The sequence below is a fragment of the Pseudomonas sp. D4-21 genome (genome assembly GCF_051132125.1).
GTDB lineage: Bacteria > Pseudomonadota > Gammaproteobacteria > Pseudomonadales > Pseudomonadaceae > Aquipseudomonas.
Window position 1 is genome coordinate 520,339 of sequence record NZ_CP071664.1, and the last position, 23,663, is coordinate 544,001.

26 protein-coding genes are annotated in these 23,663 nt (G+C 63.6%); 3 read left to right on the plus strand and 23 right to left on the minus strand.

Annotated features, from left to right (window positions below; genetic code table 11):
• Window positions 1-25 precede the first annotated feature (25 nt).
• The 20 genes from J3Q04_RS02345 to J3Q04_RS02440 all read right to left on the minus strand — a co-directional run bounded on the left by J3Q04_RS02345 (window position 26) and on the right by J3Q04_RS02440 (window position 18,162).
• A complete protein-coding gene (locus tag J3Q04_RS02345; protein ID WP_434608187.1) occupies window positions 26-1,252 on the minus strand; it encodes a beta-ketoacyl-ACP synthase in 1,227 nt (408 codons plus the stop codon).
• A complete protein-coding gene (gene fabG / locus J3Q04_RS02350; protein WP_420767069.1) occupies window positions 1,252-1,980 on the minus strand; it encodes a 3-oxoacyl-ACP reductase FabG in 729 nt (242 codons plus the stop codon). Before fabG ends, J3Q04_RS02345 begins: the two co-directional genes overlap by 1 nt.
• Complete coding sequence (locus J3Q04_RS02355; RefSeq protein ID WP_420767070.1) at window positions 1,977-2,444, minus strand: hotdog family protein; 468 nt, start codon at window positions 2,442-2,444, stop codon at window positions 1,977-1,979. Before J3Q04_RS02355 ends, fabG begins: the two co-directional genes overlap by 4 nt.
• The gene (locus tag J3Q04_RS02360) at window positions 2,441-3,637 is read right to left on the minus strand and encodes a beta-ketoacyl-[acyl-carrier-protein] synthase family protein (protein ID WP_434608185.1); all 1,197 of its coding nucleotides are present in this window, start codon (window positions 3,635-3,637) and stop codon (window positions 2,441-2,443) included. Before J3Q04_RS02360 ends, J3Q04_RS02355 begins: the two co-directional genes overlap by 4 nt.
• Window positions 3,634-4,116, minus strand: coding sequence for a DUF3261 domain-containing protein (locus J3Q04_RS02365; RefSeq protein ID WP_420767072.1), 483 nt, complete (start codon window positions 4,114-4,116; stop codon window positions 3,634-3,636). The genes J3Q04_RS02360 and J3Q04_RS02365 overlap by 4 nt, the downstream gene beginning before the upstream one ends.
• Window positions 4,113-4,841, minus strand: coding sequence for a class I SAM-dependent methyltransferase (locus J3Q04_RS02370; RefSeq protein WP_420767073.1), 729 nt, complete (start codon window positions 4,839-4,841; stop codon window positions 4,113-4,115). Before J3Q04_RS02370 ends, J3Q04_RS02365 begins: the two co-directional genes overlap by 4 nt.
• A gap of 10 nt (window positions 4,842-4,851) precedes the next feature.
• Window positions 4,852-6,099, minus strand: a complete 1,248-nt coding sequence (locus J3Q04_RS02375) for an NAD(P)/FAD-dependent oxidoreductase (RefSeq protein ID WP_434561048.1) — start codon at window positions 6,097-6,099, stop codon at window positions 4,852-4,854.
• A complete protein-coding gene (locus J3Q04_RS02380) occupies window positions 6,086-7,243 on the minus strand; it encodes a sodium:proton antiporter (RefSeq protein ID WP_434608182.1) in 1,158 nt (385 codons plus the stop codon). Before J3Q04_RS02380 ends, J3Q04_RS02375 begins: the two co-directional genes overlap by 14 nt.
• Window positions 7,240-9,579, minus strand: coding sequence for an MMPL family transporter (locus tag J3Q04_RS02385; RefSeq protein WP_434608179.1), 2,340 nt, complete (start codon window positions 9,577-9,579; stop codon window positions 7,240-7,242). Before J3Q04_RS02385 ends, J3Q04_RS02380 begins: the two co-directional genes overlap by 4 nt.
• Window positions 9,563-10,156: an outer membrane lipoprotein carrier protein LolA gene (locus J3Q04_RS02390; protein WP_434608177.1), complete on the minus strand. Its 594-nt coding sequence runs from the start codon at window positions 10,154-10,156 to the stop codon at window positions 9,563-9,565. The genes J3Q04_RS02385 and J3Q04_RS02390 overlap by 17 nt, the downstream gene beginning before the upstream one ends.
• The gene (locus tag J3Q04_RS02395) at window positions 10,153-10,578 is read right to left on the minus strand and encodes an acyl-CoA thioesterase (RefSeq protein ID WP_030140957.1); all 426 of its coding nucleotides are present in this window, start codon (window positions 10,576-10,578) and stop codon (window positions 10,153-10,155) included. Before J3Q04_RS02395 ends, J3Q04_RS02390 begins: the two co-directional genes overlap by 4 nt.
• On the minus strand, window positions 10,571-12,115 hold the full coding sequence (locus tag J3Q04_RS02400; RefSeq protein ID WP_420767079.1) for an HAL/PAL/TAL family ammonia-lyase: 1,545 nt from the start codon (window positions 12,113-12,115) through the stop codon (window positions 10,571-10,573). The genes J3Q04_RS02395 and J3Q04_RS02400 overlap by 8 nt, the downstream gene beginning before the upstream one ends.
• Window positions 12,096-13,034 (minus strand): glycosyl transferase, encoded by a 939-nt coding sequence (locus J3Q04_RS02405; protein WP_434608175.1) that lies wholly within the window; start codon window positions 13,032-13,034, stop codon window positions 12,096-12,098. The genes J3Q04_RS02400 and J3Q04_RS02405 overlap by 20 nt, the downstream gene beginning before the upstream one ends.
• Window positions 13,031-13,765, minus strand: a complete 735-nt coding sequence (locus tag J3Q04_RS02410) for a glycosyltransferase family 2 protein (RefSeq protein WP_434608173.1) — start codon at window positions 13,763-13,765, stop codon at window positions 13,031-13,033. Before J3Q04_RS02410 ends, J3Q04_RS02405 begins: the two co-directional genes overlap by 4 nt.
• Before the next feature lie 170 nt (window positions 13,766-13,935).
• Window positions 13,936-15,618 carry an AMP-binding protein gene (locus J3Q04_RS02415; protein ID WP_434608171.1) on the minus strand — a complete coding sequence of 561 codons (1,683 nt, stop codon included), beginning with the start codon at window positions 15,616-15,618 and terminating at the stop codon, window positions 13,936-13,938.
• On the minus strand, window positions 15,615-16,160 hold the full coding sequence (locus J3Q04_RS02420; protein WP_420767083.1) for a hypothetical protein: 546 nt from the start codon (window positions 16,158-16,160) through the stop codon (window positions 15,615-15,617). The genes J3Q04_RS02415 and J3Q04_RS02420 overlap by 4 nt, the downstream gene beginning before the upstream one ends.
• Entirely contained in the window at window positions 16,157-16,411 is a 255-nt protein-coding gene (locus J3Q04_RS02425) for an acyl carrier protein (protein ID WP_264427453.1), read from the minus strand. Before J3Q04_RS02425 ends, J3Q04_RS02420 begins: the two co-directional genes overlap by 4 nt.
• 8 nt (window positions 16,412-16,419) lie before the next feature.
• Entirely contained in the window at window positions 16,420-16,677 is a 258-nt protein-coding gene (locus tag J3Q04_RS02430) for a phosphopantetheine-binding protein (protein ID WP_420767084.1), read from the minus strand.
• The gene (locus J3Q04_RS02435; protein ID WP_434608168.1) at window positions 16,658-17,467 is read right to left on the minus strand and encodes a lysophospholipid acyltransferase family protein; all 810 of its coding nucleotides are present in this window, start codon (window positions 17,465-17,467) and stop codon (window positions 16,658-16,660) included. Before J3Q04_RS02435 ends, J3Q04_RS02430 begins: the two co-directional genes overlap by 20 nt.
• Entirely contained in the window at window positions 17,443-18,162 is a 720-nt protein-coding gene (locus J3Q04_RS02440) for a beta-ketoacyl synthase chain length factor (RefSeq protein ID WP_420767086.1), read from the minus strand. Before J3Q04_RS02440 ends, J3Q04_RS02435 begins: the two co-directional genes overlap by 25 nt.
• A 355-nt stretch (window positions 18,163-18,517) precedes the next feature.
• Between J3Q04_RS02440 and J3Q04_RS02445 the strand changes: the two genes are divergently transcribed.
• A complete protein-coding gene (locus J3Q04_RS02445) occupies window positions 18,518-19,288 on the plus strand; it encodes a ParA family protein (RefSeq protein ID WP_434561032.1) in 771 nt (256 codons plus the stop codon).
• Window position 19,289: 1 nt separating this feature from the next.
• Here the strand turns inward: J3Q04_RS02445 and trxC are convergent, their stop codons facing one another.
• Together trxC and ycaC are read right to left on the minus strand one after the other, a co-directional pair.
• Entirely contained in the window at window positions 19,290-19,712 is a 423-nt protein-coding gene (trxC, locus tag J3Q04_RS02450; RefSeq protein ID WP_420767088.1) for a thioredoxin TrxC, read from the minus strand.
• Window positions 19,713-19,880: 168 nt separating this feature from the next.
• Window positions 19,881-20,507 (minus strand): isochorismate family cysteine hydrolase YcaC, encoded by a 627-nt coding sequence (gene ycaC, locus J3Q04_RS02455; RefSeq protein ID WP_420767089.1) that lies wholly within the window; start codon window positions 20,505-20,507, stop codon window positions 19,881-19,883.
• A gap of 203 nt (window positions 20,508-20,710) precedes the next feature.
• Between ycaC and J3Q04_RS02460 the strand changes: the two genes are divergently transcribed.
• Both J3Q04_RS02460 and J3Q04_RS02465 read left to right on the plus strand, forming a co-directional pair.
• Window positions 20,711-21,616, plus strand: coding sequence for a LysR family transcriptional regulator (locus J3Q04_RS02460; RefSeq protein ID WP_434564158.1), 906 nt, complete (start codon window positions 20,711-20,713; stop codon window positions 21,614-21,616).
• Between the two features lie 92 nt (window positions 21,617-21,708).
• On the plus strand, window positions 21,709-21,975 hold the full coding sequence (locus tag J3Q04_RS02465) for a hypothetical protein (RefSeq protein ID WP_434608165.1): 267 nt from the start codon (window positions 21,709-21,711) through the stop codon (window positions 21,973-21,975).
• 194 nt (window positions 21,976-22,169) lie between these two features.
• Here J3Q04_RS02465 and selO read toward each other — a convergent pair whose 3' ends face one another.
• Window positions 22,170-23,633 carry a protein adenylyltransferase SelO gene (gene selO, locus J3Q04_RS02470; RefSeq protein ID WP_434608163.1) on the minus strand — a complete coding sequence of 488 codons (1,464 nt, stop codon included), beginning with the start codon at window positions 23,631-23,633 and terminating at the stop codon, window positions 22,170-22,172.
• Window positions 23,634-23,663: the final 30 nt, after the last annotated feature.

Sequence of the window (23,663 nt, forward strand, 5' to 3'; positions counted from 1 at the left end):
TCCTTGACCAGAGGATTGATGGGAATCAATGCCAGCGACGGAAAATCAGCGAGGTATTGACCCCGCCGAAGGCAAAATTGTTGTTCATCACGTATTCGTTGCTCATCGCGCGAAACTCACTGCGCAAGTAGTCGAGTGTGCCGCATTCGGGGTCGACCTCATCGAGGTTGAGCGTGTGTACATACAGGTCGCGGTTGAGCATTTCGATGCTGAACCAGGACTCCAGCGCACCGCAGGCGCCCAGGGTGTGGCCCAAAAAGCTTTTCTGCGAGCTGATGGGCATGTGTTCGCCGAACAGGCTGCTGGTGGCCAGGGTCTCGGCGACGTCGCCCTGCTCGGTGGCCGTGCCGTGCCCGTTGACGTAGCCAATGGCGGCCGGTTCGAGGCCGGCATCCTCCAGGGCCAGTTCCATGGCCCGGCGCATGGTGCTCAACTCGGGACGGGTGGCGTGCTGGCCGTCGGCGTTGCTGCCAAATCCGACGATTTCGGCATGGATCCGTGCGCCACGGGCCAAGGCATGTTCCAGTTCTTCGAGCACCAGCATGCCGGCGCCTTCGCCGATCACCAGGCCATCGCGGCCCTTGTCGTAGGGGCGCGGGCTGGTCTGCGGGGCATCGTTTTTCAGGCTGGTGGCGTAGAGCGCATCGAAGACCATCGCTTCGGTCGGGCACAGTTCTTCCGCGCCGCCGGCGAGCATCAGCGGCAAGCGGCCGAACTTGATTGCCTCGTAGGCATAGCCGATGCCGTGACTGCCGCTGGTGCAGGCACTGGACGTTGGGATCAACCGTCCGGTCAGGCCGAAGAAGATGCTGATGTTGGCCGCCGTGGTGTGGGGCATCATCCGCACATAGGAGTTGGCGTTCAGCCCTTCGGCCACGCTGTTGAGCAGCATGTTGCCGAAGGCCTTGATCTCATCGGTGCTGCCAGTGGACGAGCCGCAGGATACGCCCATGCGCCCGTCCTTGATCGACGGGTCGCCCAGCAGGCCAGCGTCGGCCAGGGCCTGCTCAGCCGAGGCCACCGCCAGGCGTGAGACCCGGCCCATGCTGCGCAACTGCTTGCGCGTCCAATGGGCCGGGACCTGGAAATCGTCGATGGGCCCGGCCAGGCGAGTGTTCAGTTCGGTGAAACGGTCCCACTCATCCATGCGCCGGATGCCGCTGCGGTTGGCGGCGAAGTTGGCGGCGATGGTCTCCCAGTCGCTGCCGATGGAGGTGATGCCGGCCATGCCGGTGACGACGACGCGCTTCATCAGCACAAGCCTCCGTTGACGGCCAGGACTTGCCGAGTGATGTATCCAGCTTCGGCGGACATCAGGAAGTTCACCGCGCCGGCGACTTCTTCCGGGGTGCCCATGCGCTGGGCGGGGATCATCTTCATCAATTCTTCCACGGGTACGTTTTCATCGAGCATGGCGGTGTCGATCAACCCCGGCGCGACGCAATTGACCGTGATCTTGCGCTTGCCCAGTTCGATGGCCAACGCCTTGGCCGCGCCGATCAAGCCGGCTTTCGAGGCGCTGTAGTTGACCTGGCCACGGTTGCCGATCAGGCCGGACACTGACGTGATACAGACGATTCGTCCCGCGGCGCGGCGTCGGATCATCGGCATCATCACCGGGTGCAGCACGTTATAGAAACCGTCGAGGTTGGTGCGCAGCACGCTGTCCCAGTCGTCTTCGCTGAGGGCCGCAAAGGCGCCGTCGCGGGTCAGGCCGGCGTTGAGCACTACGCCGTAATAGGCGCCGTGGGTTTCGACGTCGGCTTCGAGGGCGGCCTTGCAGGCGGCGCGGTCGGACACGTCGAATTGCAGGACGCGGGCGTTGCGGCCCAGCGCTTGGATGTCTGCCAGGACCGCTTCGGCTTCGGCGCGGCCGCTGCGGCAATGCAAGACGATATCGTGCCCGGCCTGGGCCAGGCGCAAGGCGATGGCGCGGCCGATGCCACGGCTGGAGCCGGTGACCAGTACGGATTCAGTCATGGCTGGGTTCCTGTTGCGGAAGTTTCATTGAGGTACTGGGCAGCATGGGGCGGACGAAATACGTTCAGTCGCGCCGTGGCATGGATGCCCGGCGCGTGGATGTGGCATTCGAACACACCCATGCCGTTGTCGTCTTCCAGGGAGCGCACGCCATGGATGGCCAGTTCAGTGTCGAGAGGGAAATGCTCGACGTTGCATTCGAACTTGCGGGTCCCGAGCAAAAAGCCCAGCTCCACTGCATCGCCGCGCTGGCGAGCGTGGCAACCGGCGAACGCCGCGACGCTCTGGGCCATCAATTCGATGCCGACCCAGGCCGGCAGCGCGCCGTCTTCACGGTTGAACAAGCCGCCGGGCTTGACCGTGGCGAGTGCATGGATCTGTTCGTCATCGAAGGACACGACCCGGTCGATGAGAATCATGTCGCCCGCATGGGGCAGCAATTCGGCGAGCGGCCAGTCGATCATTGGGCGTCTCCGATAATGAGGCTGACGTTGTTGCCGCCGAAGGCAAACGAGTTGCTCATCAGGCGTCGGGGGAAGGTCGGGTTCAGGCGGGCACGGCTATCTATCCAGTCCAGCGCCGGCAGCTCGGGGTCCGCCTGGCCGTCCCAAAGGTGGGGTGGCAAGGCCTGGGCGACGTTGTCAGGGCTCAGGGTCAGCCAGCAGAAAGCCGCTTCCAACGCGCCCGCCGCCCCAAGCGTGTGGCCAGTCATGGGCTTGGTGGACGAGCAGGGCACGCCCGCCGGAAACAATCCAGCCACCGCATGGCTTTCCATGGCGTCGTTATGTTGCGTGGCGGTGCCGTGCAGGTTCAGGTAGTCGATCTGGCTGGCGTCCAGGCCGGCACAGCGCAGGGCTTTTTCCATCGCCTGGCGGGCGCCGCGACCGCTGGGTTCCGGCGCGGAAATGTGGTGCGCGTCAGAACTGGCGCCATCCCCGAGCAGGGCGATCGAATGGCCGTCGCCTGGCGTCTTGCTCATGAGAAACAGCACAGCCGCCTCGCCAATGTTGATACCGCTGCGGTTCACCGAAAACGGGTTGCAGCGCTCGTTCGACACCGCTTCCAGCGCAGAGAAACCGTTCAAGGTCAGTTTGCATAAACTGTCCACGCCACCGCACAGCACCGCATCGCACAAGCCCAGGTCCAGGAGGCGACGGGCGCTCATCAAGGCCCGCGCGCTGGAGGTGCAGGCGGTGGAGATCACATAGGAGGGCCCGCTCAAGCCAAGCCAGTCGGAAAGGAAATTGGCCGGCGCGCTGAGTTCTTGTTGCTGGTAATCGTAGCCTTCGGGGAACCGCTGCTCGCGCAGGTAATGGGCAATGCCCTGGCTGGCCTCGTCGATGCCCGAGGTGCTGGTGCCCAGAACGATACCGATGCGCGCGGGGCCGTACGCCTCGATGGCCTGGTCGATGTCAGCACGAATCTGCAACCCCGCTTCGAGCAGCAGTTGATTGTTGCGGCTGCGTTGCGCCGCCAGTGCCTCGGGGATGGGGGCCAGTTCTCCCCTTACCGCAGCCACCGGCAATGCCCGCTCGGCCACCCAGCCGGCTTCGACGCGCACGCCCGAGCAATCGCCGGCAAACAGGTTGCGCGCGACGTTTTGTTTGTCCCGGCCCAAGGAGCAGATGACCCCGAGGGCGTTCAGATAAGCGGTCATGGTGCGCTCTCGGTCAGCGGTGTGATGCGGTAGTGCGGGCCTTGGGGCAGGCGCAGCTCAAAATCCAGGGGCCGTTTGTAGCGCACCTGCCAACGCGCATCGAGGGCTCGTTCGACACCGTGTTGCCGGGCGACGGGGTAGCGATCGGCAAGCTCGGTTTCCGGGGTCAAGGCGAACAATAGCGCAGCGAACAATTCCCGCGCCTCGGCATTGGGCGGCAGCAGACCGTCGGCTTGCCATTGGTTGTCCACCAGGCGCTGGCGCGCCAGGGGAATGCCCAGCGGGTCCATCATCGACCAGCGTATGCCGGTGTTTTCACGCTGGATCACCAACAGCCAATCCTGGCGCTGGCCGTCCAGTTGCCGCTCGATGTGCAATTGCAGCGGCAGCGCCAGGGTTGGCATGCGCTCGGGCAGCGGCGCGTGGCTGGCGCAGGCACTGAGCAGCAGCAGGCAACCGATCAACAGGCAGCGGATCATGTGGCGGTCCCTTCGAGCGGCTTGCGTGCCACCACGTTGACCAAGGTTTCTTCGCGCTCGCCGAACGGCTTGGGCCGGCGCAGGCCCCAACGCTCCAGGAGGCCGAAGTCCTTGGCGCGGCTCCACCACAGGTACGGATAGGACACGTTGCGGTCCTCGAACTGGAAGCCTTGGTTGCGGATCATCGCCAAGTATTGCGCGGCGCTTTTCTGCACGTGCATGGGATGGCGGAACAGCCAGCGGATCACCCAGGTATCGATGTAGGCTTCGGTGGATTCGGCAAACAGCAGGTAGCCGCCGGGCTTGAGCACCCGATAGAACTCGGCGAGGGCTTTTTCCTGTTCCACCAGGTGGTGAAAGGTCTGGTGGCAGAACAGCAGGTCGACGCTGGCATCGGGCACGGCCAAGGTCGCGCAATCGCTGCCGATCAGTTCCACGGCCATGCCCTGGCGAGCGGCTTCTTGGGCGCTCAGGTCCAGGCTGTGGGGGTCGGCGTCCACGCCAATCAGGCGTTGCGGCGCGAATGCCTGGCGCAGGTACTGGAACGACTTGCCCTGGCCGCAACCGGCATCCAGCAGCACCGGATTGGAAGGCGGCGCGGTATTGAACAGACCGCGCAGATCCTCGACCGCCACGCGCAGCACATGATGCTGCCAGGTGTGGCTGCGCAGGAACCAGAAGCCGAAGCGGGTTTCTTGGACGTAGTTATCGCTCAGGTAGCTCATGGTTGTTTGCTCATGGCGCTGGGCTCGCGCAGATTTCCGAGAGCACGCGCAGGCGCCGCTTGGGTTCGCTGACGAACGGGTTGCGTTGATCCCAGGCATAGCCGGCGAGGATCGAACTGATCATCCGGCGGATGTCGGCGGAGCCTTCGGTGTAGTAGATCACGTCCTGGAACGTGCCGGCATACCAGCCTTCGACGTAGCAGCGGAACGTGTCGACGCCGCGTTTCAGTGGCTCGGCGAATTCGCCCTGCCAATCCACCTGCTCGCCTTGCAACTGACGATGCAGCACGCCGGCGGCCATGCTCGCCGAGCGCATGGCGATGGTCACGCCGGAAGAAAACACCGGATCGAGGAATTCCGCGGCGTTGCCCAGCAGGGCAAAGCCAGGGCCGTGCAGGGTCTTCACGTTGGCCGAGTAGCCACCGATGGTCCGCGCCGGAGTATCCCACGCAGCATTGGCCAGCACGCCGGACAGGCTTGGGGTCTCGTCGATAAAGCCGCGCAGGCAGGCATCGAGGTCATTGGTGCGGCCCGCGAAATGTTCCGCTGCCGCGACCACGCCCACCGAGCAACGCCCATCGCTGAAGGGGATGGTCCAGAACCACACGTCGCGTTTCGTCGGATGGGTGGTGATGAGGATCTTCTCGCGATCGAATACCGGGCTGTCGATGCGGTCCTCGATGTGAGTGAACACGGCCTGGCGCACCGGGAAATTGGACGGCGCCTCAAGGTCCAGCAGGCGCGGCAGGACCCGGCCATAGCCACTGGCGTCAAGGACGAAATCCGCCTCGACCCGGTACTCGCTGCCATCCTCGCGCTGCACGCCCAGTTGCGGCCTGGCGAGGCTGAAATCAACGTTGGCAATGGCCTGGCCGTAGCGAATTTCCACCCCTTGCAGGGCCGCCTGGTCGGCCAGCAACTTGTCGAAGTCGGCGCGCTGGACCTGGAACGTAGTGGGCTTGCCCTCGCTGAAAGTGTCGCCGAAATCGAAGGCGCTGTAGCGCTCGCCCCAGGCGAATGCAGCGCCGTTCTTGCGCTGGAACCCAGCGGCATTGACCGCGTCGAGCATGCCGGCTTCTTCGACAAAATCCAGACAGTGGGACAACAGGCTCTCGCCGATGGAGAACCGCGGGAAATGCTGGCGCTCGATGACCAGCACATCATGCCCCTTGCGCTTGAGCAGCGCGGCGGCGATGGCGCCGGAAGGGCCTGCGCCAATGATGACGACCTGTCGACGTTCCATTTCAACTGTTGACACTGGGGCTCCTGGCCGGGACGGCGTGCGAAGGAATACGGTGAAAACCGGCCAGGGCCGGCAGCAAAGTCGCGATCAAACCCATCAGCATCAGCGCGAAGTACAGCGCGTGGCTGATGAGTTGTTGTTGCAGCAGCAGATTGAGGAAGACGATTTCACTCAAGCCGCGAATATTCAGCAAGATACTTTCCCGCACGCGGCTGGCGCCGGCGAAGGACGCCCCGGCCCAGCCGAGCCCAAGCCAGTTGCCCAGCAGTTTGCTGGCAATGGGCAACAGCAGCAACGCCCCCAGCTGGGCCCAGCCGAGGCTGTCCATCGCGCTGTGCACGTTGATCTGCACGATACCGAACGTCAGGATCAACGGGATGGCCAGGTAGGTCTGCAACCTGTTCATCCACTCGGCGCCGAGGGGCAATACCAGCGGCACCTTGAGCGCGGCCATGCACAGCAGGTAGCCGATGCCGACGATGAGCGCATTGAGTCGGTAATGTTCGGCCACCACCAGCAGGGCGAAGAACAGGCCGCTGTGCAGCAACGGTTGGCGCAGGCCCGCCAATCGCAGCAGCATCGGCAGGCAGGCACCGGCCAGCGGCAGCAACAGGTTGCCCAGGTGCAGGCTGCCCTGGGCCAGGGCGAACAGGCTCCAGCAGATCAGGTCGATCAGGATGGCCGTCTGTACCAATCGGCGAGTGGCGGCGGGCGGGTAGGCGATATGGCGCAGGTACAGGTACAGCACCGGTATCGCCGTGATCGCGAACAGCAGCCCCACCGCCAGCGAGCTGATCCAGGGCTGGGGTGGCAGCAGCCAGAACGCGGTCGCCAAGCCACAGGCAAACGGTACGCCAAAGCTTGGCAGGGCAATCTTCACGCTCTGGCGGTCCAGGCGCAGGTCGATCACATCGCTGAGGATATGCCCCAGCAACAGGGCGAAGGCGAGGCTGTAGAGATTCTTCAACCACACGGGCTCGACCAGTTGCGCACCGCTGAGGTGCCAGCCCGGCTCGATCCAGCCATACATCAACAAGGGCAGGCCGAACGTCGCCAGCAGCAATTGGCTGACGATGGGGATCAGCCCGAAGCGTCGCCCGGCCAGCGTCGCCACGGCGAACAGCGCCAGGGCCATGACCCAGAACAGCGCCGTCATCATTGGACCGGCTCCGCAGCGCTGGACCCATGGGGTTGACGCCCGGCCCACGGTGCAAGCAGGAAGCTGAACGCCAATCCGAGGCTTACCGCCAGGCCGAAATTACTCACCGCCGGTGTGCTGGAAAGCGCCAGCAGGCCGAACGACAGCCAGGTGGTGATCGCCGCCAGCAGCGTACCCAGCAGGCTCACGGCGGCTCCGCCAATCTGCTCACGCATCAGGATCGCGTAGTCGACGCCGATGGCGGTCACCAGCAACAGGCCGAACAGGCTGAACAGCGTCAGCGGCTGTCCCAGCCAGCCGAGGCTCGCCAGACTGCACAGCGCTGCCAGGAGCGGCAGGGCGACAACGCGCAACGCGCCGCCAGCCCCGAACGGCCAGATCAGCACCAGGACGATCAGCACGCAGGAGGCCAGTTTCAATTCGGCGGCGCTGACCTGCGTGGCGGCAAAGACGCGATTGAGGTCACCCAGGCGATCGACCAATTGCACGCCGGGCAAGTCAACCGCCTGCACCCGCAGCAACGCGGCATCGTTCAAGCCTTGCAGGCTGACCACCGCCGCCACGCCTTGCGCTGTCGGGCCGAGCCAGAGGGTGCGATAGGGTTCTGCGAGCGGGCCGGTCAGCGCGGCGTCGATGTCGGTCACTGGCAGGGCCTGCAATTGCTGCAACTGCGCTTGCAACGCGGCAACCGGCACGCCGACGTCCAGCAATGGCTGCCAGAACGCCGGCAACCGGGCCAGGGCCTCACGGATTTTTTGTTGCTCGGCGGGCGGGCTGACCAGTTGATTGAGGGACAGGTAGCCCTGGAGTTTTTCCAAGCCGATCAACTGGTCCAGCCGCTCGTTGAGGGCGGTCTGGCGCTCCAGCAGTTGCGCTTGGTCGTCGGCACGGATCAGGAAAAACTGGCTGGTGGGCTGGAAACCGGTGATGCGAGCCACATCGCGGGCTTCGTCGGTCAGGTGCTGGGGCGTGCCGATCCACTGGCGGATGTCGTTCTTGCTGCTCAGTTGCCATAGGCCACCGCCACAGAAGGCCAACAGCAACGCCAACAGGACGGGCGTGCGCACCCGGGCCAGCAGCGCTTCTCGGCACTGGAGCATGGCTTCGCACACCCGCAGCGGCCACTGTGCGGGACGCAAGTCCGCCCGCTTGAGCAACGCCGGCAACAGGCAGACCGCCGTCAGGTAGGCGCCGACCAGGCCTGCGGCGGAGAAGATGGCGATCTGGGTCAGGGCCGGGAAAGGTGTCCAGGCCAGTGCGAGGTAGCCGATGCAGGTGGTCGCCAGGCTCAGGCTCAGGCCCGGCAGGGTCAAGCGCAGCGCCGGCCAGCTGCGCCACGGCTTGAGGCTCCAGCTCTTGGACAGATAATGCAGTGGGTAATCCACGGCGACGCCGATCAAGCTCGAACCCAAGACCAGGGTCATGACGTGCATGCGACCGAACACCGCCACGCAGGCCACCGCGCCGAACAACATGCCCACCAGCACCGGCACGAACGCCAGCCACACGGCAAAGCGGCGGAAGGCCAGCAACAACAACAACAGGATGCCCACCGTTGCGCCGCCGCCGACCCAAGTGATTTCCCGCGAGGCCTGTTGCTGTCCGCTGGCGGCGTAAAGCAGGCCGCTGGCCGCCAAGAGATTGCCCTGGGCCTGGCTCGCGTGCTCGCGGCTGCGTTGCAGCAGCTCGGCCACCTGCAGGGGCAGGTTCATGTCGAAGGCATTGCCCTGGGTGCGTGCCCGCAACATGACCCAATGCTTGCCGTCGGCTTCGGCAACCAGCGCACCGCTGCCGACGTCCAGCTCGATGGCGCCGCGCTGGGGCTGGCTGTTCTGGATGCGCCCGGTCAGGCCTAGCCAGTCGTCCTGGCTCGGCACCAGGCTGAAGCCACTGAACGGGTCGAACAGCGCTTGCACCCGTTGCTGGATAAATGCCTCGGGCTGGTCGATCAACTGTTGCCGATCAGTTGCCGACAGCATGGCCAGCCGGCCGTCGAGCAATTGCCTGCGCAGCGCAGGCAGGTCGGCTTCAAGCGTCCACTGGACCTTGTCGAACAGGCCGCTGGCCTGCCATTGCTCGCCCAGGCTGCGGGCCAGGGCGATGGCTTGCTGGCGGTCGGCGTGGCCGACGAGCACCAACACTTCGCGGTTCAGTGGTTCCTGCATGCGTTGTTCAGCGATCAGCTCCAGCGCATCCGGCGATGTGCCCGGCACCAGTTCCATCAGGTTCGCCGACAACGGCGCACCGTTGCGCCATTGCCAACCGGCGAGCGCCAGCACTGCCAGCAGCAGGATCAAGAACAGCCACGGCAGCCTCCGTTCACTCGGAAAAGTCATGTTGCTCCGCTTCGCTCAAGGGTTGCGTGCTGGTGCTCTCGCGCATAAGCAGGACGGTACTGTCGCCTTGGGCTTCCAGCAGTTCAATGCGCTGGACCAATTGGCCGCCGTCAATGTTGATCTGGTGGAAGACCTGCTTGAGCAGCGCCGAGCGTGGGGTCAGGGTGAGTCTCCATTGTTGCGGCTCCCCCGACAGGTTCAGTTCAAAGTCACGCTGCAAGCCACTGCTGTCGCCCTGCAACACCGCCAGGAACAACCGGTTCTGCTGGGCGCCGGCGCTTTTGTTCGGCAGTATCTGCCAGGTGCTGCCGTCCCGCCGGGCTATGCCTTTGGCGGTGATGCGATAGTCCTGTTGCAGCGGCGTTTGCAGCAGCCACAGCAGGCCCTGGTTTTTCGCCAGCACGAAGCGGCCCTTGCTGACGAGGGGCTGGGGCAGGGCGCGCAGGTGTTTTTCCTGGATGAACTGGCCGTGGATCACGTCCGGGCGCGCCAGTTGATCGCTCAATTGCTGCAGGTCGAACGCCTGGGCCAGCGGCGACAGGCTGCACAGCAGCAGCCAGGTGAGCAGGCGCTTCATGACAGTTTCCTCTCGACCGCTTCGACAAACACCCGAGGCGAGGCCAGCAGCATCTCGCGAGTGGCCATGTCCACGGCCACTTGCACGGAACTGGCGCGGGTGAAGCGTTCGCCGGTTGCGGCGTCACTGATCAGGTAGTTGATCTTCAGCCGGTTTTCCCACTCCACCAGACTGGCGCGCACGGTCAGGGTCTGGCCGAACACGGCACCGCGTACGTAGCGCAACTGCAGGTCGATCACCGGCCACGCATGCCCCGATTCGAGCATGTCGTTGTAGTTGTGGCCGATCAGGTCGAGCAGGGCACAGCGGGCCACTTCCAGGTATTTGACGTAGTGGCCGTGCCAGACCACGTTCATCGAGTCGACGTCAAAAAACGGCACCACGATCTGGGTGTCGACGTGCAGAACGCCTTGGCTACGCATGCAGCCTCCAGTGTTGTTCGGCAATGCGTTGCAGGCACAGGCGCAGTTCGCCTTCCAGGGCGCGGTCTTCAATGACCGGCGGGAAATCCTCGGTCAGTTGCTCGTGCATCGTGGCCAGGGCCGGTGGCAGCGGTCGTGCGTCTTCGGCGCGGCTGCGCAGCCAGACGCCCTGGTTGGCGGCCAACAAGGTGGCGGCGGCGACCTGTTCGGTCAGCTCCAGCACGCGGATCGCGTCTCGGGCAGCGATGGTGCCCATGCTCACCTTGTCTTGGTTGTGGCACTCGGTAGAGCGCGAGAACACGCTGGCCGGCATCGTGTTTTTCAGGGCTTCGGCGGTCCAGGCGCTGGTGCCGATCTGCACGGCCTTGAAGCCGTGGTTGAGCATCGCCCGCTCGGCGCTGGCGCCGGACAGGTTGCTAGGCAGGCCATGGTTGTATCGCTCGTCCACCAGCAGGGCGAGCTGGCGATCCAGCAGATCGGCGACGTTGGCCACCAGATTCTTCAGGCTGTCCATGGCGAAGGCGATGTGCCCACCGTAGAAATGCCCGCCGTGGAGCACGCGCTCGGCTTCGGCGTCGATGATCGGATTGTCGTTGGCGCTGTTGAGTTCGGTTTCGATGAACCCGCGCAGCCAGCCCAGGCTGTCGGCCAATACCCCGAGCACATGCGGGGCGCAGCGCAGGGAGTAGCGATCTTGCAGACGATGCAACGGCGCGGTCGGGGCGTCGATGGCCAGGTCCTTGCGCAGCCACGCGGCGACCTGCATCTGCCCCGGGTGCGGCTTGGCGGCGAACAGGCGTTCGTCGAAGTGTTCCGGATTGCCTTGCAGGGCGACCACGTTCAGCGCGGTGATGCGGGTCGCCAGTTGCAGCAGGTAGTCGGCGCGGGCAAAGGCCAGGCAGGCCAGGCCGGTCATCACGGCGGTGCCGTTCATCAGCGCCAAGGCTTCCTTTGGCCGCAGCACCAGCGGCGTCCAGCCCAGCTCGCGGTGCACGTCGGCGGCCAGGCGGCGTTCGCCACGGAACATGACTTCCCGTTCACCGGACAACGTAGCGGCGACGTAGGACAGCGGAGTCAAATCGCCACTGGCGCCCACCGAACCTTCTTCCGGAATCAGCGGCAGGATGTCGTGCTTGAGGAAGGCCTGGAGCCGTTCCAGCAGTTCCACCCGCACCCCCGACACACCGTGGCACAGCGACTGCAAACGGGCCGCGAGCACGGCGCGAGTGGCTTGGGCATCGAGCAGTTTGCCCAGGCCGCAGCCGTGGAAGGTGTAGAGGTGACGGGGCAGGGCCTCGACGTGGTGCAACGGCACGGCCACCACGCAAGAGTCGCCGTAGCCGGTGGTCACGCCATAGATGACGCCTTCCTTGTCCAGCAGGGAATCGAGGAACTGCGCACCCTTGGCAATGCGCTGGCGGAACGTCGGATCATCCTGCAATTGCGTCGGCGCCTGACGGTTGGCCAGGGCCAGCACATCTTCAATGCGCAGGGGGCGTTCGCCGAAGGTTACCGGCTCAAGAGTGGGCATCGTCATCGGTCTTCCAGAAAGGGTAAAAGTTGAACCACTGTTGTGGCCCCTGGAGGCAGTATTGCGACAGGCGTTCGGCGTACAAGCCGGCCCAATGGGCAATCACGTGGTCGCGTTCGTTGCGCTTCCACACCACGGCATCGGCGAACGGTTCGAGGGTGACCCGATAGTGTCCTTCGTGCTTGAGACACATCAGCAGGTTGACCGGGCATTTCAGCAGGCCGGCCAACAGCCAGGGGCCTTGCGGGAATGCCGCCGGATACCCCATGAAGTCCACCGTCACGCTGCGCCCGCCATGCAGCGGTACGCGATCGCCAGCGATCGCCAGCCACTCGCCGCGCTCCAGGCGTTCGCTCAGTTGCAGCATGATCACCGGGTTTAGCTCGCTGACTTGGATCAGCCGCAAGTGCGTGGCGCCGGCTTCGCCCAGCAAGCGATTGAATTGCTCGGCGTGCTTGGTATGCACCAGCACGTTCATGGTGACCTTTTCACCCAGTTCGGCCAGGGCTCGGCACATTTCCAGGTTGCCCAGGTGTGCGCCGACCAACATCTGCCCGCGCGTGTCGCGCAAATGGTTGCGCAGCAGCGCCGGGTCGACGATTTCGATCTGCTCGATGCTTAGCTTGCCGTTCCAGACGTCGAGCTTGTCCAGCAGGGAGTCGGCGAAGGCCATGAATTGCCCAAAGACTCGACGGTGGGTCGGGCGCAACTCGGGGCGGCCGCTCCAGTCGGCGAGGCGCTGCTGATACTGCCAGGCCGCCTGCCGGGCGCTGCGACCAAAAACGAAGAAGTACAGGACGATGCCGTACAGCACCGGTGTCAGCAGCCGACGGCCCAACACCTTGGCGGCAAACGCGGTGAGTTTCATCAGCCAGAAACTACCGCGCTCCTGGCGATCCGCCCAGTGCTGCTGGTCAGTGTTCATGGGCGCCACCGTTGCCAGAGAATCACCGGCAAGCGCACCAGCATGCCGAAGAACAGCCGGGTGTGCATGCGAGAAATCAGCACATTGTCGTGGAACAGGCGAAAGTGCGAGACCCCGTCCAGAGGGTAATGGACCCGCGTGCGCAGCCAGCGCATCGGCTGGTTGCGCCAGGACAGGCGCACGAGGATGTCCGAGTCGAAATCCATGCGTTTGCCGATGTTTGCCGAGTCGATCAGTGCCAGGGTCGGTGCCAGGGGATAGACCCGGAAACCGCACATCGAATCGCGGATCTGCAGGGACAGGCTGTTGATCCAGACCATCACGTGGGTCAGGTAGCGTGCGTAAAGGCGGCCTTTCGGCACGCTGGCGTCGTACAGGGGGTAACCGCAGATCAGCGCGTCGGGATGAGCGCTGGATTGTTCGATGAAGGTGCGTACGTCGCCCAGGTCGTGCTGCCCGTCGGCGTCCACCTGCAAGGCGTGACTGAAACCCAGGCGCGCGGCCTCCCGCAGCCCGGTCATCACCGCGCCGCCCTTGCCCTGATTGACGGCCAGCCGCACCAGGTGAACCCGTTCGTTTTCAGCCAATTGTTCGAGCACCGCCGCGCAAGCCGCGCTACTGGCATCGTCCACCAGCACGCAGGGCAAGCCGTTGCCGAGCAATGCGTGGACCACCGTTGCGATGGCGGTTTCGTGGTTGTAGACCGGGATGACGGCGCAGGGGTTATGCATATTCTGCTCCTTCCACGGTTTCACTGTGCACAACCTTCCTGTGGCGAGGGGATTTATCCCCGCTGGGTTGCGCAGCGACCCCAAATTCTGTGCAACGACACAGACTGATGGTGAGCGCTTCGCACTCGAGCGGGGATAAATCCCCTCGCCACAGAAGCACAGCGGTGCGGTTAGTCATCGGCCACCCCCAACACAATCCGCCCACTGGAGCACGCCGCTGTGTCATTGCGAAAGGCAAAGTACAACTTGCCGCGCTCACGATCGAAGCGCAGGTGCAGCTGGATTTCATCACCGGGTCGCACCAGTTGCTGGAATTTCAGCACCTCCATGCCGACGAACCGGGGCGGCAAGTCCAGCAGTCGACGGCCCAGGTTCAAGGCCCAATCGACTTGCACCACCCCCGGAAGGACCGGCGCGGTGGGAAAATGGCCGCTGAAGTATGCAAGGTCGGGGGGCACCGCCAGGCGCAGGCTCCATTCGCCGTCGGTTTCAATTTGCTCAAGCACCTCAGGGGCTTTTGGACGCGGCGCCATCAACACGGCTTCGACTTCGGCCTGGGGCAGCTTGCCCTGTGCGTTTAACGGCAGTTGCCGCAGCCAGCGCCAGCGCCGGGGCAGCGCCAAGGTTTCACAGTGCCCGCTCAAGTGCTGGCGCAGGGCTTGGGTCACGGCCCGCCGGCCCAGATTGCGCAGGGCCAGCAAGCCGGCTTCGCTGAGCGCCAGCAGGGCACCGAGGGAGGCTCGGTTCTCCTGCACGACGCCCAGCCGTGCATCGCTGACCCATTCGTGGGCCGTCAACGCCTGTTCCAGCATGGGCAGCGAGATGCGCTTTTCTTCGAGCTTGACGATGCGGTCCAAGCGGCCGAGCAATTGGAAGCGCCCATCCGCCGCGATCCGCGCCGCGTCGGCGGTGTGTTCCACATGACCGGCCGGCAAATAAGGCGAGGCGATCAGCAAGGCGCCGTCACTGTCCTGGCTCAGCTCGACACCGGCGAACGGTTGCCACAAGTCGCCGCCCTGGCGCCAGGCAATGCCGCCGGTTTCCGAGCTGCCGAAAATTTCCGTCGGCCATTGTCCCAGGCGTTGTTCGAGACTCTGGGCCGCGTCGGCAGGCAAGGCGCCCCCAGAGGAAAACACTCGGCGCACGCTGCCCAAGGCTGGCCAGTCGAGGTTATCGCCCATGCGCTTGAGCAGCGCCGGGCTCGCGACCCAGGCAAACGCCGGATGCTCGCGACTGGCGCGCTGCATATCCTCCGGGAAGGCCAGTTGCCGACGAACGAAGGTGCGCCCGGCGCACAGCGGCCACAGCACCCGGAACAGCAAGCCGTAGATATGCTGGGCGGCGACGCTGCCGATCATGCAGGCGTCCGGGCCAAGGTCGGCACCCCACAACTGCTCCAGCGCCTGGACTTCATTGCTCAGCTGGCGCAGGGTTTTTTCGATGCGTTTGGGCTCGCCACTGGAACCGGAGGTGCACAGGGCCTGCCAGCATTGATCAAGATCCAGCTCAGCGGCTTCCAGCGGAGCCTGTCGCAGGTCATTGGGTTGGGTGTCGCCGGGCAGGTCGGTCAGCCACAAGTCGACATCGGCCGACCAGCGCTGGCGGGTCTGCGGTTGCAGGTCAGCGGGCAGCAGCACGCGCGCGCCGGCGCGCCAGGCGCCGAGCAGGGCAACCGCCAGGTCCGCTGCATCATCCAGATGCACGGCCAGGCGCCGGATGCCCCGGGCTTGCAATCCGGCGGCCAGGCTGAGCGCGTCTGTGCGCAGTTGCGCGTGGTCCAGTCCCGGCCCGACCGCTACCGCGCGGCCTGGCTGGGCCTCGAGCAGTATCTGCTCAAGCGTTATCCAATTCATGGGCGGCCTCTTACCCGTTGTCGTATGAGCCATTCAATGGCAAACAGCAGCCCCATCAATCCGTAGGAAATCAGGCCGGTGTACAACATCCACCAGCTCAGCGGCGCCCAAAGGGTCAGGGCGGCGGCGAGCAAACCGTTACACAGGAAAAACACACTCCAGGCCACCGTGACCTGGCGGGTATAAACCACCGCCTTGGCCGGCAACCGTGGTTCGCGCAGGCGGGCCAGACGCTCGATGATCGGCGGGCCGTACTTCAGGCTCAGCGTGAACAGCGCGAGCATGAACGCGCTGATCAACACCGGATACCAGCGCAGCAAGAGCGGGCTGTCGAATACCGCGAGCAACACGCAAAAAAAGATCGCCGTGACCGCCATCCAGCGTTTGCCGGGCCCGGCCTTGCCGAGGAACGCCCGGGCCAGCCACAGGCAGCCCAATAGAAGCCCGAACTGCCAGGGGGCGAAGTGCTCCATGCCGAAATACACCGCAAAAGGGTATAGCAGGCCCGCCAGCAGCAGGCCGAGGCCAATCAGCCGGCTCATGCGGCCGGCTGGACCAGTCGATAGACCGCCTCGACTACATCGTTGACGGTGCGCACCGATTTGAATTCTTCAGCGGCGATTTTCTTGCCGGTCTGGCGCTTGATGTGGTCGATCAGGTCGACTGCATCGATGCTGTCGATTTCCAGATCCTGATACAGGTTCGACTCCAGCGTTACACGCTCAGGGTCCAGCTCGAAGAGCTCGACCAGGGCATTGCGCAGGGTGTTGAAAATATCGTCACGAGTTTGCATGGTCGGTCTCAGGCGCTTTTTGCAGTGACGAAGGCCGCAAGGCTTGCCACGTTGCTGAAATGGTTACGGGTGTCCTTGGCATCGGCGTCGATCTTGATGCCATATTTTTTCTGGATCGCCAGGCCAAGCTCCAAGGCATCCACCGAGTCCAGGCCAAGGCCGTCGCCGAACAGGATCTGATCGTCGCCGATGTCGTCGATACCGATGTCCTCCAGGCCGAGGGCCTCGATGATCAGTTGTTTGATGTCACGGTGCAGATCGCTCATCTTCGGCGAGCTCCTTGATGAAATAGTGATGCAAATAATCGTTAAGCCGGCGTGAAGCCTGTGGCGCGGGGCCCAGCGCGGCGAAAGCCTGTGGGTCTATATCGGCACCGACGCGAAAACTGAAGTGCACGCGGCGCAGGGGGATGCGGTACCAGGGCTCGGCCTTGGTCAAGGTCGTGGGGCTGACCTTGATCGTCACCGGTGTGAGGATTTTCGCACCCCGCAGGGCAATGGCGGCGGCGCCTCGATGAAAGGCCGGCGCTTGGCCCGGCTGGGTGCGCGTGCCTTCGGGAAAAACAATCAGGCATTGGCCATCCTGCAGGGCGTTGCTGGCGGCATCGAGCATGTCCATGCTGCCGTCGTTGCTGATGTATTGGGTCGAACGCAGTGGGCCACGGGTGAAAGGGTTGTCCCACAGGCTTTGCTTGACCACGCAGTTGGCGTCGCGCACCAGCCCGATCAGGAACACCACGTCGATCAGCGACGGGTGGTTGGCGATGATCATCTGCCCCGGGCGGCCGAGTTTCTCCGCGCCATCGATCTGATAGGTGAGCACACCGGTGCGGGCCATGAATCGAATGAAGAACCAGAACAGGCGCCCGACTGTTCTACGGGCTCGCTGCCGATGGGTCTGCGAGTCGCCGGGCAGCGCGTTGAGCAACGGAAACACCAGCAACCGCAGGCACAGCCCACCCAGCCCGAAGAGAGCGAAGCTTGCGGCGGTCGCGAACAAGCGCCAGTAGTAGGCGTCGCGATGTTTACTGGTCACCGGTTGCGTTGCCAGGTCCATAGACGATTCTTCCAGGCATGTTGGCAGGTGAGTTGGTTGCCCAGCAGCGTACGCAACAGATCCAGGGCATGGGGCCAGTCGCTGACCGGCAGCGGGGCCGGCGGATTGGCTAATTGCAGTTGCCAGTCGTCGCCACGGGTCAGCAACAGCCCCACTGCGTAGGGAAACGGTACGTCGTCGACCCAAGGCGCGTAGACGCTGGGCGGTTGCTCTTCGGTGATGACCAGCAACACCGCTGGCGTGCCCTCGTCGAGCAAGGCGGCGGCCTCCAGCATGCCGTGTTCAAGGCCATCGCCCGTCGCGGCCAGGGCCGTCATCTCGCTGGTTTCGCCGCGCATGATCGACCACAAGCCAATCACCGCGTTGTGCACCGACAGGCTGAACTGGGTAGGAGACAGCGGTTGATCCCCGGCCAGGTCCTTGAGAATCTCAAAAGTGCGCGGGGTTTCGCCATGGCGGGAAATAAAGACCAACGGTAGGTCCGGTCGCCCCTCGGCCAGCGGCCAGGCGACACTGAAGGCCATGCGGGCCAGGCGGCTGAGGCGTCGGCGTTGCATGGCGGGCAGGAACGACACGTCAGGGGCCGCATCGCTGACGGGCGGCACGACCGGTTGTCGGCTCCATGCCTGCCAATCGTCCACGCTTTCGAGCCCAGGGGCCCACGCGCGCCATTGGGCGATATTGAAATTGATCACAGACTCATCCCACCCCTGCGGGCTTTTATTGTCACGGTTCAGTGGTTTGACCCGCGTCCAACCCTGCATGGCCTTGCGACCCAAGTGGCGCGCATTATCCCGGTGCGGTTGGCTTGTAGCAAATACTGGTTACATTTCGTCCAGGCAAAATCATCAAGGAACCAGACCCAACACGGGACCGCCATTGTGACGGTTAAAAAGTGATTGTCTGTCAGGCGCTTCCTTCATATACAGGCGAATTGACGCTCGGTTGTCTGAAAAAGCCACCGACGCCGTAATCCGATCATGGGGAAGGTAGCGAAGCGGTGTGTTGCGCTACTACACTCGGGAATCTTTGATACACGGAGGTTTTGTCATGCGGCGTGTGGTGTTCAATCAGAAAGGTGGCGTAGGCAAGTCCAGCATCGCCTGTAATCTGGCGGCGGTCAGCGCCAGCGAGGGGTATCGCACGCTATTGGTCGACCTGGATGCCCAGGCCAACTCCACTCAATACCTGACCGGCTTGACCGGCGATGACATTCCCGTGGGCATCGCGGATTTCTTCAAGCAGACCCTGTCGTCGGGGCCTTTCTCGAAAAAGAACAGGGTCGATATCTACGAAACGCCCTTCGACAACCTGCACGTCATCACGGCCACCGCAGAACTGACCGATCTGCAGCCCAAGCTCGAGGCAAAACACAAGATCAACAAGCTACGCAAGCTGCTCGAAGAGCTGGACGAGGATTACGACCGGATCTATCTGGATACTCCGCCGGCCCTCAACTTCTACGCGGTTTCAGCGTTGATCGCGGCAGATCGGGTATTGATTCCTTTCGACTGTGACAGTTTCTCCCGCCAGGCACTGTATGGCCTGCTGTCGGAAATCGCCGAGCTCAAGGACGATCACAATGAAGAACTGGAAATCGAAGGCATTGTCGTCAACCAGTTCCAGGCCCGCGCCAGCCTGCCCCAGCAGATACTCGACGAATTGATCGCCGAAGGCTTGCCGGTGCTGCCCGTTTACCTGAGCAGCTCCGTGCGCATGCGTGAGTCTCACCAGGCGAGCCTGCCACTGATCCACCTGGACCCACGGCATAAACTGACCCAGCAGTTCGTGGAGTTGCATGGGTTGCTGGAGAACGCCTGATTCAAATCCCCTGGCCGCGCAGCCAGCTCATCAACTGCGGCAAGGGGAACGCGCCGCTTTGGCGTGCTACTTCTCGGCCGTCCTTGAACAAGATCAGGCTGGGTATCGAGCGAATCCCCAACTGCGCCGACAATTGTTGATTGGCTTCGCTATCGAGCTTGGCCAACCGGCACTTGCCGGCCAGCTGCGCGGCGGCCTGTTCGAACACTGGCGCGAAGGATTTGCACGGGCCGCACCAATCCGCCCAGACATCTATCAATAACGGCAGGTCGCCCTTGATCTGGCTGGCGTAGTCGCCTTGCTTGAGTTCGAAGGGTTTGCTCGATAACACCTGGGCCTTGCAGCGCCCGCACTTGGGCTGGTCGCCCAGGCGTTCGGCGGGTATGCGGTTGAGCCCGTTGCAATGGGGGCACGGGATGAGCATCGGGTCGTCTCCTGGAATTTGGTTACTCAGGTTGGACACTATATAGAAACCAACACAAAAACCTGTGGGAGTAAGCCTGCTCGCGATGACGGTGTGCAGTCAGGAATCCTGGACTGGCAGACCGCTATCGCGAGCAGGCTCGCTCCCACAGGGTATCGGTGTTGCTGATTATTTGGCCTGGGTCAGCGTGTTGTAGCTGGTCATCAGGTTGCGGTAATCCGGGATGTGGTTGGAGAACAAGGTTGCCAGGCCTTCCACGTCGTTGCGCCAGTCGCGGTGCAGTTCACAGGCCAGGCCGAACCAGGTCATCAATTGCGCACCCGAGGAGGACATGCGGTCCCAGGCCGATTGGCGGGTCAGTTCGTTGAACGTGCCGGAGGCATCGGTGACCACGAACACATCGAAACCTTCGGCCAGCGCGGACAGTGCTGGGAAAGCTACGCAAACTTCAGTCACTACGCCGGCGATGATCAGTTGCTTCTTGCCGGTGGCCTTGATTGCCTTGACGAAGTCTTCGTTGTCCCAGGCGTTGATCTGGCCAGGGCGGGCAATGTACGGCGCGTCCGGGAACAGTGCCTTGAGCTCGGGTACCAGCGGGCCGTTGGGGCCGGTTTCGAAGCTTGTGGTCAGGATGGTCGGCAGTTCGAAGTACTTGGCCAGGTCCGCCAGGGCCAGCACGTTGTTCTTGAAACGGTCCGGGTCGATGTCGCGTACCAGCGACAGCAGGCCAGCCTGGTGGTCCACCAGCAGAACGGCGGCGTTATCTTTGTCGAGACGGTTGTAGGAAGTGGTCATGGCGTAGCCCTCATTAAGTTTTGGTTGCCGAAGGTTCGGCGTGGTTAAGGTTTTTAATGTCGGTACAGCGTTTATTCGGGATTCATCTGGCCGAAGCGCCGGCTTCAATCCGTGTTGCGTTTCGATGTGTGTAGATTAAAACTGGCACCTTTGACGCGCTAGACTGCAAAAATCAGCCTTAGCGTTCTATTTGGAGAACGATCATCGAAGACCTCAACACGCTGTACTACTTCACCCAGGTGGTTGAGCACCGTGGATTCGCCGCAGCGGGCCGGGCGCTGGACATACCCAAGTCAAAGCTCAGCCGGCGTATCGCCCAGTTGGAAGAGCGGCTAGGGGTGCGCTTGCTCCATCGCACAAGCCGGCATTGCACGTTGACGGAGATCGGCCAGGCCTATTACCAGCGCTGCCTGGCGATGCGTGTCGAGGCCGAGAGCGCCGCCGAGGTGATCGAGCGCAACCGCTCCGAGCCCCAGGGCCTGGTGCGCATCAGTTGCCCGACGGCGCTGCTCAACAGCTGGGTCGGGCCGATGCTGACCCGCTACATGCTCAAATATCCGCGGGTGGAGTTGTTCATCGAGAGCACCAACCGCCGAGTCGACCTGATCCACGAGGGGTTCGATATAGCGCTGCGGGTGCGCTTTCCGCCGCTGGAAAACACCGACATGGTCATGAAGGTACTGAGCAACAGCACCCAATGCCTGGTGGGCAGCCCTGCATTTGTAGAGCGATTGTCTTCGCCGGCTTCACCGGCGGACCTTAACGGCCTGCCCAGCGTGCATTGGGGCGGTGCGCAACGGGAGTATCAGTGGGAGTTGTTCGGGCCGGATGGCACCCGAGCGTTGATCCGACATGAGCCGCGCATGGTCACCGATGACCTGCTGGCCCTGCGGCACGCGGTGCTGGCTGGCATTGGTGTCGCTCACCTGCCGACCGTGGTGGTGCGCGAAGACATCGCCGCCGGGCGTCTGGTGGAGTTGGTCCCCGGCTGGACGCCGAAATGCGGGATTGTTCATGCAATCTTTGCGTCGCGGCGTGGGTTGCTACCGTCGGTGCGCACGTTGATCGATTTCCTGGCCGAGGAATTCAGCCACAGTGATATGGCTTAGTGCATTGGCCTCGGGTTGCCATTCATCAGGTGCGCCGCACTGACGGCGCGCCGCGCCCTCAAAACCATACCTGATCACAACCAGGAGGTCCCATGAGCATCCCTCAAGACCCAACCACCCCCAAGACACTGGACAACCCCAACGATGATGGCTTCGTCCTGGGCACCGCTGGCCGCGACGAAGACCCCAACGCCGCCCCGGCCTATGCCGTTGACAGTCGTCACGATCGGGACGAATTGACCCCGGATGACGCGCGTGGCATGCCCGGTTATCCGGAGGAAAAACCGGCAGCGCCGGCTGGGGAAGAGCCAGAATCAGGCATCGAGACGCCCGAACAGGGGAACGATAAGGCGGGATGAGCAGGCTGCGTTGACCTTCGCCCAGCCAATCTTTCACCCGTGGCGAGGGAGCTTGCTCCCGCTCGGCGGCGCAGCCGTCGTAAAACCGGTTGACGCGGTCAGTCTGAAAAAGCGCGTCAGTCCATTCTGGGGCCGCTTCGCAGCCCAGCGGGAGCAAGCTCCCTCGCCACAGGGTTATGTGTTTGGCGGGAGGGTTACGACGAGCAACTGATCTCCAGATGCTTGCCCCATTCCGGCGGCCGCTCGGCGTAGCTGCCCATCCCCGATTGTTCTTCAAAAGGATTGCTCAGCACGCTGTGCAGGCGGCGGACTTCTTCGTAATCGCCTGACTCGGCGGCGTCGATGGCTTTCTGGGCCAGGTAGTTGCGCAGCACGTAGAGCGGATTGACGGCGTGCATGCGAACGCGGCGCTGGTCCTGGTCGACCGGGCCCTCGCGGTTGACGCGGGCGACGTACAGCTCGGCCCAGGCATCGAAACCCTTGAGATCGACGAAGTCGTCGCGCAAGGCGGCAACGGCTTGTTCCGGAGCCTGGTCGCCCAGCCGGCGGAAGAACAGGCTGTAGTCGACGCCGCTGTTCTGCATCAGTTGCAGCAGGCGCTCCACCAGTTTCTGGTCCTCTTCTTCGGCGACGGTCAGGCCGAGGCGGCGGCGCATCAGGTCCAGGTAGTGGGCCTGGTACAGGGGAAGGTACAAGCCAAGGGTCTCGCGCAGGGCATCGACGCTGATAAAAGGCGTCAGGGCTTGGGCGAGGGCGCTGAGGTTCCACTGGCCGATGGGCATCTGGTTGCTGAACGAGTAACGGCCCTGGTCATCGGAATGGTTGCAGATGAAGTTGGCGTCGAAGTCATCAAGGAAGGCGAACGGCCCGAAATCGAAGGTGATGCCCAGGATCGACATGTTGTCGGTGTTCATCACGCCATGGCAGAAACCATAGGCCTGCCATTTCGCAATCAGTTCGGCGTTGCGCTCGACGATCTCGCGGTACATCGCCAGGTAGGGCTCGGGCTGCTCCCGGCATTGCGGAAAATGCAGGTTCAGCACGTGCTCGGCCAAGGCAGCATGCAGCTCCGGCTTCTTGGTGTAGTAGAAATATTCGAAGTGCCCGAAGCGCACATGGCTGGGGGCCAGGCGCAGCACCATGGCGGCGCGCTCCTGCTTTTCGCGCCACACCGGGGTGTCGGAGCCGATCACGCACAACGCGCGGGTGGTGGGGATGCCCAAGGCGTGCAGGGCCTCGGAGGCAAGGAATTCGCGAATCGAAGAGCGCAGCACCGCGCGCCCGTCGCCCATCCGGGAGAACGGCGTCTGGCCGGCGCCCTTGAGGTGCAGGTCCCAGTGCTCGCCGGCCTCGTTGTACACCTCGCCCAGCAGCAACCCGCGGCCGTCGCCCAGTTGCGGGTTGTAGTGACCGAATTGATGCCCTGAGTACACCATCGCCCGGGGCTCGGTTTCGGCCCACAGCTTGTGGCCGCCAAAGATCTCGGCGAACAGCGGTGTCTCGGCTTCTGCCGGCTCCAGGTCCAGCAGCGCCATGGCCGCCGGGCTGGCAACCACCAGCCGCGGGTTGTCGATGGGCTCGGGCAGCACATGGGCCGAGAAACCGTCGCCCAGGCGGGCGAAGCGGTTATCGAAGGTCAGCGTTTCCAGCGTTTTCATGGCCGTCTCCGACGGGCCGCCCGCAGGCAA